The following is a 10,536-nucleotide window of genomic DNA, read 5'->3' on the forward strand; positions in this document are numbered from 1 at the left end:
TGGTAAGTTGTGCCCCCCGTGGCATTTAATACCGTACTGCTGTTAAGACAAATTGATACATTATTGCCGGCACTGGCAACAGGCGGACTGCTCACATTTATTACTACCACATTACTGGTGGATGGCACGGCACATGCACCGCCTTGTACTATACGACGATAATAAGTTGTAGCTGTAAGTACAGCTGGGTCATAATCAGATAGCGTTGCACCGGGTATATCTGCGAAAGATACATTGTCTGTTGATTTTTGCCATTGATAAACGATAGCGTTGCTACCGGTTGCTATAGTGCCTGTTATAGCTGCGGCATCGCCACTGGTACAAAAATCACTTACTGTTGGTGGGGTAATGGTGTTATTAGTAAGGATTGACTGTGGGGATATGCTGATAATAACCACATTGCTCAACTCAGAGCAGCCGCCTGAAAATGCAGTGCGCCTGTAATAGGTGGTAGTGGTGATAATCGTCGGGTCATAATCTATTGCTGTTGCGCCGGGTATATCTGCAAAAGTTATATTATCAGTTGAGGATTGCCATTGATAAGTATAAGTACCGTTGCCCCCTGTTGGTAAATTACCTATTATCGGGTCAGGATCTCCGGTTACACAAAATGTGATTATTGCGCCGCTTGTGATTAAACTTGAACTGGAATTTGCAATGATAAGTACAGTATTACTTGTTTGCGGTGTTGCACAATTGCCAGATGTTACTACACGTTGATAATATAAATTAAGCGTTGACAATGGCGGATTAAAATCTTTTGCCGTTGCCCCGGCTATATCGGTAAAGTTGGTATTATCAGTTGAGGTTTGCCATTGGTAGGCATAGGTGCCTGTACCCCCGCTTGGCGTACTCCCTACAATTGTGCCTGGATTTACATTGGCGCAAAAACCGGCAGGGATGGGTGCGGTGATGGTGTTATTGGTAATGCTTGTTTGAGCATTTATAGTTATAGTTATTACATTGCTGGTTTGGCTACAACCTCCTAAAAATACATCACGGCGATAATAAATAGTAACATTAAGCACCGGCGGGTCATAATCTTTTGCCGTTGCCCCTGCTATGTCTGTAAAAACAATATTGTCTGTTGAGCTTTGCCATTGATAAGTATATGCAACATTACCGGCAGGGCTGGTACCATTTATTATATCCGGATCAGCGCCAGAGCATAAATTATTATTTGTAGGTGCAGTAATCACATTATTAGTTATTGCTGCATTTATGGTGATGGTAACAACATTACTTGTTACATCCAAACAAGTACCCGATCGTGCTATACGGCGATAATAAGAAGTATTATTGATAACCGGGGGATCATAATCTTTACTTGTAGCGCCGATTATGTTACTGAAAGTTATATTATCAGCAGATATTTGCCATTGATAGGTATATATACTATTACTACCTGTTGGTGTGGTACCGTTTAAAAGAGATGGATCGCCATTTATACAAAATGTTGAAACAACCGGTGCTGTTATAATATTATTTGATAGTCCTGATAAAGTAGGCACATATTTAGCCAGAAATCCATCTCTTATAGTACTTTGTGCGGTGACGGGGTAAGTTGTGCAATTTGATACATCAAAGTTAGCTGTTGAACAGAAAGCACCACCCAATACGATATTACCATCATTATCAATATTAACAGACCTACCTAAGGTGTTATTACAATTACTATTTCCAACAGCAATGGCCCATTGGTAGTTACCCGTATCGGTATATTTAGCTAAAAACAAATCGCGTTGACCGTGGTAACTTATTGGGGAAACAGCGGCCGAAGGGTCAAAATCAGCAGTCCCGTTAAAAAATCCCGATATATAAATTTCTCCATTTTTTGCGGCTATACCATTATTAAAAACTGAAGCGCCCGAACCTCCAATATCCTTTACCCATTGTATAGTTCCATCCGTAGCATACCGGGCCAAAAATATGTCTTGAGTACCAACCGGGTTTATTGTTCCGGTAGAGAAGGTTAAACGGGAACTAAAACGTCCATCAACATATATATTATTATTAGAAGGGTCAATACCTAAATTAGTAGTGTATCCAACTATTGATCCGGTTATGGGTTGCAGCCAAATTAATTGCCCGGCAGGAGAGTATTTTGCAATATAATAAGAGTCTGTATTAGCTGTTAAGTTATATGCCGTTCCCAACGGGTTAAAGTTAATGGTGCCATTAAATGCCCCGGCAACAATTATATTTCCATTGGTATCTGCCAATACTCCCCTAACGCCGTTATCGGCAGTTTGGCCAAGATGAATCGTCCACAATAAATTTCCCGTGGCATCATATTTAGCTATCAAACCATCAACAGATCCGTTTGCTGTGATCGATGTGCCGCTAACTTTTATAGTTGACTGAAACTGTCCACCGAGTATACGGTTGCCGCTATTATCAACGGTTACATTGTTTCCGTAATCTACACCAGTACTACCTATTGATTTGGCCCATAAAAAATTACCATTATTATCCAGATTTAGAAGGAACATATCCAATGCACCTGCATTGGTCAAATTTGAAACACCCGGGCCCGGATCAGCATCTAATACAGGAGAATCATATTGACCTGATATAGCCAAATTACCGGCATTATCAATCGCAATACAATTGGGCTGATCTGTACCGGCTGCGCCTATTGATACCGCCCAAACTAACGTACCATTTGTGGTGTATTTGGCAACAAATACATCAATACTTCCGCCAACAGAAGTTATGTTTTTTACACCTGTAGGGGATGGGTCAAAATCCACCGTGCCGCTAAAAATTCCTGTTACATAAATATTGTTTTGGCTATCAGTAGTATTAAGAGATACTGCTACCGAAGCGTTAGGTCCGCCAATATCTGCAACCCATTGAGGTACGGATGGGGTTTGACAAATACCAAAAAGAGGTAATGATATAAAGCATAATAAGACTCTCAGGTATTTACTCATACACACAAAATAATGCTTTGTATTTATTGGAAAAAATAAATAATTTTTTTTGTTGTACTATTAACCTTTTCATTAATGTCAAGTGAAATTTTAAAAACATAGGCCAATAAGCCGTAACAGCCAGCTGTAATACCGCTCCTTACAACAATATCCAATAACAAACTTGGCATCCGCATTAAATAATGTCCGGCTAAAAAACTAACTATGGCAATACCTATTACCAGTAAATGCTTATAGTTAAACGGCTGCATATTAAAGCGGTATTTGATATACAACCAGGTTGCAAAGTTTAACCCGGTTATGGTTAGCAGGTATGATATTGCCGCGCCCAACCCGGCGTATTTAGGTATCAAAATATAATTCAATCCTATGCAAAATATACTGGCTGCCAACACAAACCAGGTAATAAGCCGGTATTTATGCGATGTGGAGATAATATAAATGTTTAGCCCGCCGGTTATATCTATCAAAAATCCCAGCCCTATCACCATAAAAATGTTAAAGTATTCGGGGCTAACATATTCCTTATTATGGGCTATGGCATACAGGTTTTCGCGGTTCACAATGATACCTACAAACAACAATGCGCCAAATACCATTTGTACTATGGAAGTTTTATTATAAACCTCGGATATCCTGTGCATCTCTTTTGATTTCCAGGCGTCGGCCACAATAGCGTAGGTGGTCCGGCTTAGCGCCTGTGCAGGTACACTAATTGCTATGGCTATGTTAAAGTACCAGCTATAAACACCCTGTATGCTATCGCCCGCCATGGAGCTTAACATTAAAGTATCTACTTTTTGCAATAGTACATATACCGCACTTGATATTAGAGTGAACGCCCCAAAGTTGACGATCTCACGTTTCTTAATGGCTGTAAATTTATAATCAGTTATGCGATGCGAGAAATGGCCCGTAGCAATAATACTTATCAACAATAAAAGCGAAATCAAGCCATTGCTGCCAATATACAGAAAAATAAAGTCCTGAAAGTTTATCCATTTAACGGCTATCATCAGCAAAAAAATGCTGGTAAGCAATCGCAGCACTACGTTTTGAAGAATATTTGAATAAATGGTTTGATACACTACCCTACCCGTCATCTCCAGATAATTAAATGCTATCACAAAAAACGAAAGCGGTATCATGTAATAATAATATTGGGCAAGCAAGGGCGATTTTTTAACAGTATAGGCCGATAATATGGTGGATTTAAATACAACATATAATAAAGTAGCACCGGCAAACCCTAGTAATGACAAGCCAACCGACCAATGAATAAAACCATTATGCCTACGGTCATCAGTACGGTAAAAAGGAAAATACTTGGCTAATATGCTTGGCACCCCCATTGAGGCTATAAGGGAGTACAATACAGATATACTGATGATCAAGTTATAAAATCCGTATTCTGCTGTGGTTGTTTTAATAAGCGGGAACAGTAAAACCGTGTTTACATAAGCTATTACCATACCCGCGTAGGATACGATAGTGTTTTTGTAAACCTGTTTTTTTACTATTCCCATTTGGCTATTAATATTTTATGCCGATGCGCCCCGTATAGTCAATACGGTTAAGCAATAACGGTAATTTTTGGGCGGCAATATATTCGTCAACCGCTTTGCGTGCGCCTTCCCAATGGCCATAGTCATCAATAATGATAACACCGCCCGGTACCAATAACGGGTACAAATGCTTTAACTCGTGCGCGGTTGATTCGTACCAATCAGTATCCAGTCTTAACAGTGCAATTTTACCCGGCAAAGTTTGCGGGATGCTATCCTCTACTTTACCTTTTACAAAGTGTACTTTAGCTGCCGGGTAGTTCAGGCTGCCCACGTTTTTCTGCACCTCCTCTAATGCCGAGTAGCACCAAACTGATGTGGGGTCATTTTTATCACTTTGGTCAAGCAATATACCGGCATCTGTTCCGGTAAATACTTTATCGGCCTCAGTTGGTTCAGACATACCTTCAAAGGTGTCGTATAAATATATTTCTCGGCTCTTATCGTCGGCTTTTAACAACGTATCAATGGCAGCCATAGTACTGCCACCGCGCCATACTCCACACTCTACAAAATCTCCGTCAATTTTATTATCAACCAAATATTTTACAGCATTACATAACGATGCAATACGCTCGGGCGTGGTCATAGTATAAGGCTGTACCTTTCGATATGTATCTACAACATCGTTATCAAAATCAGCAGGCAGGCCTTTAACTACCAACCGCGGATCGGGTTTCACCAAGTCGTAACCAAATTTATTAATAACTGTTCGTATAGCTTTTCGTAACATTTTTACTTATTGTTTATTGCTTGCTGTAGTATAACTGCTAAATTATTTATCCTGTTATTTATATCATAGTTTTTGCGGATATGCGCCGCTTCTTTATTACCAATATCTGCCGCTAACTGCACGTCACCTGCCAATTTCATCATATAATTTGCCATACCGGCCACATCGTGCTCGGGCACCAAATACCCTGTTTCGCCATTTATTACGGCTTCTTTAATACCGGCATGCATGGTACTAACAATAGCCAGGCCGCACGCGCCCGCCTCTAAAATAGTGTTGGGCGTACCTTCCATATCGCCGTCCGCAGCGGTTACCGAGTGCTGTACAAAGCAGCGGCTTTGGTGCATTAATTCCTGTATTTGTACTGCCGATAAAACACCTGTAAAGGTAACTTTATCATTCAAATTTAATTCAGCGGCCAATTGTTTGGTTTGTTCCGACAACGGCCCGGTGCCTACCATCCATAAACGAGCATCGCCAAATTTATCGGCAACAACTTTAAAACCTTTTATTACTGATGATGGCGATTTCTTTTCGACAAACCGCCCCACCGATAAAAAATTTCTCGCGGATGCTGCTACGTTGGTCTGGGTAAACTTGGTAGTATCAACGCCGTATGGATTTAATATTAGTTTATCAGCCGGCGCTCCTAATTGCCTAAGTGCCTCAACCATATCGCCTGACACCGCCACCAATGCGCTTGCGTAAGCGAATGACGTTTTATACCAGGGTAGATATTCGTTCACTGTATTATGATGGTGTACATCCGCGCCGTGATAATGTATTATCAATGGTACATTCGCCAACTTACAGGCATCAGTAACCATTGCGCCAACCATACCATATTCGGCCAGTACCACATCAATATTTTTTGCTTTCAGATAATTTACCAACGCATTGGTCCGTACCGCTATATCCTTTTTTTTGAAGACCCGCTTTTGTATCAAATAGCTTAATAAGCCAATTTTTGATTTAATGAGATAATTACCCTCATCATCATATACGGGGAAACTTCCTCCATATAAAACCTTCTTATTTCCGGGCAAACGATTGATATGCTCCTGAATAAAAGTTTCAGAAAAAGCGTCTTTATTGGGCTTTATAATACAGAGGTTAAATGGCTTCATACCACTTATTCAAGGGGTTTTTGTGCCAGCACCACATATAACGAGGCATCTCTGTCGCGCTGCGGCTGCGAGTTCCATTTATCAAATAGCAGGATAAGACACTGCATTATAACTGCCACGGGCGGTTTTAAAAATTGCGGCAGCTTATTGCAAATAGCATCCTGAAACAATTGTATGCCGCTTGCTGCCAAACCCATAATGCCATGAAACGAGATAATTTTAAAACCTTCAGCCTCCACGGTTTTTCTAAGTCCGGCACTGGTCCAGCGCCAGTAATCATTTGGTGTTGGGTGGTAAAACCAGTAACCGTGCGTAGTTAATATGATAGTTCCACCCGGTTTTAGTATACGCAGGGCTTCCTGTAAATATCCTCCCGGCGAATCCACATGCTCCAATACCTGGTTTGATAAAATAATATCTGCGTAATTATCGGGCAGTGTAGTTTTGCTGTCAAAATCTATATGATGCTCGGCTTTGGGGTTCATTTCCAGGTCAACACCCAGATACTTGCCTACCATAGGTTCAATAACCGAGCGGTATGGCATATCGCCGCAACCAAAATCAACCAATAATAAATTTTTATCAGTGGCGGTAAGTTGTTTAATATCTTTTATAGTAGCATCCCTTAACTGTTTAAGGTGTACATAGCGGGTGTGAAATATGGTGGGGGTTAGTCGGTCATTACCATTCATGGGGCTAATTTAAATGTTTTTATCGGTAATTAATTACGGTGTTGTATGGCATAAAAAAAGCGCCCCGAATTGTTCGGGACGCTTTATATTTTTAAACCGCTCAGTTATTGCGCCTGGAATTTTTTAGCGTTAATTCTGCGCTCGTTTTCGTTAAGGTATATTTTACGCATACGGATACTTAGCGGGGTAACCTCAATGTATTCGTCGGCCTGTATATACTCCATTGATTCCTCTAACGAGAATTTAATAGCAGGTGCAATACGCACGTTGGTATCGCTACCTGATGCACGCATATTGGTTAACTGCTTGCCTTTAGTTAAGTTAATAACCAAATCGTTATCACGTATGTGCTCGCCTAAAACCTGTCCTTCATAAACATCAACTCCCGGATCAATATGGAAACGACCACGATCCTGCAATTTATCAATAGCAAAGGCGGTAGTTTTACCGGTATCCATTGATACCAATACACCATTTAAACGGCCTGGTATTACGCCCTTCCATGGCTCATATGCTTTAAAACGGTGAGCCATAATAGCCTCGCCACCGGTAGCGGTTAGTACGTTGTTACGTAACCCAATAATACCACGTGCAGGTATATCAAACTCTAAGTGTTGCAAATCGCCTTTTGGCTCCATAACTAATAAGTCGCCTTTGCGCTGAGTAACCAGTTCAATAACTTTACCTGCAACATCACCGGGTACATCAACTATTAAAGTTTCAACCGGCTCACACTTAACGCCGTCAATTTCTTTAACAATTACCTGTGGCTGGCCTACCTGTAACTCATAACCTTCGCGACGCATGGTTTCAATCAATACAGATAAGTGCAGAATACCACGGCCATACACTAAATATGAATCGGGCGACTCGGTTTCAATAACCTTAAGCGCCAGGTTTTTCTCCATCTCTTTGTACAAACGGTCGCGCAGGTGGCGCGAGGTCACAAATTTACCTTCTTTACCAAAAAACGGCGAAGTGTTAATGGTGAACAACATATTCATGGTAGGCTCATCAATATGAATTACCTCCAGTTGTTCAGGTTTTTCAAAATCGGCAATGGTATCGCCAATGTCAAAACCATCAATACCTACTACGGCACAAATATCGCCCGCTTCTACCGAGGTAGCTTTAACTTTACCTAAACCCTCAAAAGTATATAGTTCTTTTATTCTTGATTTTTGGATGGTACCATCACGTTTTACCAATGATACCGGCATGTTTTCTTTAATAACGCCACGGGCAACACGGCCAATAGCTATACGACCCACAAATGAAGAATAATCTAACGATGTGATCTGCATTTGTAAGGTACCCTCGCTAATTGGCGGTGGCTGTATGTTTGCTAATATAGCGTCCATCAACGGGAAAATATCCGTAGTTGGTTTTTTATAATCGGTACTCATCCACCCTTGTTTTGACGACCCGTATATAACCGGGAAATCCAATTGGTCTTCAGTAGCTTCTAAGTTAAAAAACAACTCAAATATTTGCTCGTAAACCTCTTCGGGACGGCAGTTTTCTTTATCTACCTTGTTAACAACAACAATAGGCTTTAACCCTAAAGCCAATGCTTTTTGCGTAACAAAGCGGGTTTGAGGCATAGCGCCTTCAAAAGCATCGCAAAGCAATAAAACGCCATCGGCCATTTTTAATACGCGCTCAACCTCGCCACCAAAATCGGCGTGACCAGGGGTGTCAATAATATTGATCTTAACATCCTTATACATTACCGAAACGTTTTTTGAAACGATGGTAATACCACGCTCGCGCTCAAGGTCGTTATTATCCAGTATCAACTCGCCGGTTTGCTCGTTATCCCTAAAAATAGCGCAGCTGTGTAATATTTTATCAACCAAAGTAGTTTTGCCGTGGTCAACGTGTGCGATGATCGCAATATTTCTTATTTTTTGCATGAAATGCCCTTAAAATTTGGCGCAAAGGTAAGGTTAATTTACGGCAATTGAAAGCTTTTTCCGCTTTTAAAACGTGGCGCTGAGATAAATACGCCATGTCAAAGTAATTTTTTAAAAGCTTTATACCATAAATGATATATACACGTATATAAATTAATTGTATTAAATTTGTGACCATGAATTTTCAATTTATCATAGTTCTCCTATTATTCGGCACAGCGGTTTTTTACGTTTGTCGTATGGTTTACAAAAATTTGTTTACTAAAAAAAGCTGTGGTGGTAACTGTAAATGCGGGGTTGATTTTTCGGCTGTTGAACCTGATAAATCATTCAAATAATTTTCCAATTTTTACCTGTACCCTAATTACTTAAAATTACCACTTAATGCCCAATAAGCAGGTTTTTCAGGCTGACACACCCAACAGGTGGAACAGGTTTAAATGGCTAAGCCGCGCATTAATTTTATTGCTTGTTATAAGCGTTATCGGGGCTGTAATAACAATTACTTCTCGGCAGTACCCAAGCTTACCCAATCTAAATCCCTCGCCTAAAAAACTGTCAAAAGAAGAGTTGGATCGTTTAAAACGGTCGACCAAATACAAAGATTATAAAGTTCAAAAAAGCAAAATTGTAGCGTTAGCCAAGTCAAAACGCCTGCACCAGTTAAAACACCCCAATAATAAGAACCGTATAAACGCGGGCTTTTACAAAGCGTGGGAAAGCCAGGCCTTCAACTCACTTGCCGATCATATCAATAAACTGGACATGATCGTATCAGAAGGCTTTTTTATTAAGCCGGGTGCCGATACTATTATGAATAAAATAGATACCGGCCTCATCCATCTTAATAAAAAATATAAAAAACCGGTTATAGTATCAGTGTCCAATTATGTTAATGTTGACAATGTTAGCGGCTATTTTGATACTAAAAACGTTTATCGTATTATAAAAAGTAAAAAGCTGCGCACTATTTTTATAAATAGCCTTGTTGCTAATTTAAAGCGTTATGGCTTTAAAGGTATTAACCTGGATTTTGACGATATTAATAACCGCAACGCGGCTGATTATATAACTTTTGAGCGCGAACTTTATGCTACCCTTCATCCGTTAGGCTACCTGGTTACCCAAAATGTTATGCCCGATGATGACCAATACAATCTTGAGCTTTTACAGAAATATAACGATTATTTGTTTGTTATGGCTATTGACCAGCATACCGAACAAAGTAACGCCGGCGATATATCAAACCAGCATTGGGTAGAGGAACTGCTGGATAAAGTTTGCAGCCGTATACCCAGCGAAAAAGTAATATTAACCATTGCAGGCGGCGGGGTTGACTGGCCCGAAAACAGTATTGGTAAGCAGGTGGGTTATCAAACCGTAATAAGTACGGCCAATGAAAATAAAAGCAAAATCATTTTCGACCCGGTATCGGCAAACCTGCATTATATCTATTATGATCTTGACAGCCTTTTGCATACCGTTTATTTTACAGATGCGGCTACCAATTTTAATATCATCCGCATGGCGGATGATTGGGACACGGGTGGTGTGGCGCTGTGGCGAC

The 10,536-nt window shown here is 40.4% G+C and carries 8 protein-coding genes; 2 read left to right on the plus strand and 6 right to left on the minus strand.

Annotated features, from left to right (window positions below; genetic code table 11):
* The 6 genes from ABI367_RS10325 to typA form a co-directional block, all read right to left on the minus strand.
* Positions 1-2,936, minus strand: a 2,936-nt coding sequence (locus ABI367_RS10325; protein ID WP_462228675.1) for a beta strand repeat-containing protein, incomplete at its 3' end; no start/stop codon positions are given.
* 23 nt (positions 2,937-2,959) lie between these two features.
* A complete protein-coding gene (locus ABI367_RS10330) occupies positions 2,960-4,462 on the minus strand; it encodes a lipopolysaccharide biosynthesis protein (protein WP_462228677.1) in 1,503 nt (500 codons plus the stop codon).
* Positions 4,463-4,469: 7 nt separating this feature from the next.
* Complete coding sequence (locus tag ABI367_RS10335) at positions 4,470-5,234, minus strand: TylF/MycF/NovP-related O-methyltransferase (RefSeq protein ID WP_462228679.1); 765 nt, start codon at positions 5,232-5,234, stop codon at positions 4,470-4,472.
* 2 nt (positions 5,235-5,236) lie between these two features.
* Positions 5,237-6,361 carry a glycosyltransferase gene (locus ABI367_RS10340; protein ID WP_462228681.1) on the minus strand — a complete coding sequence of 375 codons (1,125 nt, stop codon included), beginning with the start codon at positions 6,359-6,361 and terminating at the stop codon, positions 5,237-5,239.
* A 5-nt stretch (positions 6,362-6,366) separates the two neighbouring features.
* A complete protein-coding gene (locus ABI367_RS10345; RefSeq protein WP_462228683.1) occupies positions 6,367-7,053 on the minus strand; it encodes a class I SAM-dependent methyltransferase in 687 nt (228 codons plus the stop codon).
* A gap of 104 nt (positions 7,054-7,157) precedes the next feature.
* Entirely contained in the window at positions 7,158-8,969 is a 1,812-nt protein-coding gene (typA, locus tag ABI367_RS10350) for a translational GTPase TypA (protein ID WP_462228685.1), read from the minus strand.
* Between the two features lie 176 nt (positions 8,970-9,145).
* On the opposite strand from typA, the gene ABI367_RS10355 reads away from it, so the two are divergent.
* Both ABI367_RS10355 and ABI367_RS10360 read left to right on the plus strand, forming a co-directional pair.
* A complete protein-coding gene (locus ABI367_RS10355) occupies positions 9,146-9,307 on the plus strand; it encodes a FeoB-associated Cys-rich membrane protein (RefSeq protein ID WP_462228687.1) in 162 nt (53 codons plus the stop codon).
* Between the two features lie 46 nt (positions 9,308-9,353).
* A partial coding sequence (locus ABI367_RS10360) for a glycosyl hydrolase family 18 protein (RefSeq protein ID WP_462228689.1) occupies positions 9,354-10,536 on the plus strand: 1,183 nt, incomplete at its 3' end.

Source organism: Mucilaginibacter sp. (genome assembly GCF_039935595.1).
In the GTDB taxonomy this organism is placed as follows: Bacteria; Bacteroidota; Bacteroidia; order Sphingobacteriales; family Sphingobacteriaceae; genus Mucilaginibacter.